Origin of the sequence: Candidatus Rhabdochlamydia sp. W815 (assembly GCF_018642185.1) — a bacterium.
GTDB classification, from domain to species: Bacteria; Chlamydiota; Chlamydiia; order Chlamydiales; family Rhabdochlamydiaceae; genus Rhabdochlamydia; species Rhabdochlamydia oedothoracis.
Window position 1 is genome coordinate 1 of sequence record NZ_JAAVTY010000173.1, and the last position, 1609, is coordinate 1609.

Annotated in this window: 1 pseudogene; it reads right to left on the reverse strand. The window is 33.3% G+C overall.

From position 1 onward, the window contains the following. Positions 1 to 236 precede the first annotated feature (236 nt). Positions 237 to 839: pseudogene (locus RHOW815_RS08005) on the reverse strand (helix-turn-helix domain-containing protein); the annotation flags it as partial. Positions 840 to 1609: the final 770 nt, after the last annotated feature.

The window sequence follows — 1609 nt, forward strand, 5'->3', positions numbered from 1 at the left end:
TTAAATTAAGATTTAACTAAGCAAAATTTCCTAGATAAAAGAGGCTGCAGTTCTTCCCGATATTTAGGAATGTTTTCAAAAAAGGCATAAATTGCCGTCTTAAAATCTAAGAATTTTTCATAATATCGATTATTGCGAACTTTTTTATTCATGAATCGCCAAAGGCGTTCAATCAGATTGAGATCGGGAGAATTATGAAAACTATCATTATACCTTAATGAGAAGATTTTAAATAGGATCTTAGCAAAAGCAACTTTACTATAGGTATCAATCACTGTTTGTTGATAAATTCGCCCCACTCCTTTAATAGTTCCTACATAATAGGTATCTTGTGCAACAAGATAGCCTGGATGTTGTGTTTCTATCTCTCCATGAGCTTCTTTTTCTTCTTTAGCTTTTTCAAGCGCTCTTAATTGATCTTCTGTAAAGATCAAGTGATCTTGAGCTGCTTTTGCTTCTAACGTCTTTAGTCTCTTCTTAAATGTTTCTAGATCATGCCTTAACCATATCGATCTGACCCCTCCAGGAGAAACAAGAATTCCCTTCTTTTTCATCTCATTGGAAACTCGGAGCTGTCCATATGCAGGTTTTTCTATAGCAAATTCAACTACGCTATTTTCTATTTTTTCTTCCACTCTATTTTTAGGGCAGGGTTTCCTTCTAGAGATTTCTTGTAATGCGGCTTCTCCGCCTTTTTCATAAAGCTCTTTGTATGTATAAAAGCTTTCTCTTGAATATTCCATGTGCTTACATGCTTGGGACACGTTCCCAAGGGCTTGAGCTAGTTTTAAAAGGCCTAGTTTATTTTTTATCACTTTTCTCTCTATTGCTATATTCATAAATTACCACTTTGCTATTTACCACTAAGTGTCAATTTAAGTCTTGTCTATTACATTTAAGTCGTGTTAGAAAATGAAATGGAGCTGAATATCTATCTATAGCCCGACGGGCTAATTTGAATCTTTTACAAAAAGATAAGACAAGCAAGGTCAGTTTACCAGGGCTTACGCATGAAGAATTCCCTTTGCACCTACCAGATCTAATAAATAATCTTTACGACATGATGCAACGAAGCAATGCATCATAATAGATGAAGAATGAATGAATCCTTCCATTTTATACTCCTTATGAAAAAGGAGCCAGAATCATTTTTTATCTCTCAATTATCAAGCAAAATCTTCATGCGTTGGCCCTGGTCAGTTTACGTAAACGGCGCTTCATTGCATCATGTCGTAAAGATTATTTATTAGATCTAGTAGGTGCAAAGGAAATTCTTCATGCTTAAGCCCTGATATTTGATCAGGAATACAAAGCCTTTAATTGTGTATACTTTGCGACTTCTATAATTATTAAAAATATTATTCTAATATGCAAAATTATAATCGTTTGCATTCAAATTAAGAGTTTGAATATATAAACATTTTTATACAAAAGATAACATCTTCTTGCAAGATAGAGCAGTTTTTTCAAAAAAACCTAGTTATGCAATTCTTAATTTGAAATCAAACTAGTATATAGTGGTTCCGATTCAATCGTATAGAAAAATATTTTGTTTTGTGTTAAGCTATTGAGTATGAAAAAACTGACCCCTAGCCAGAGAGCTGACTTA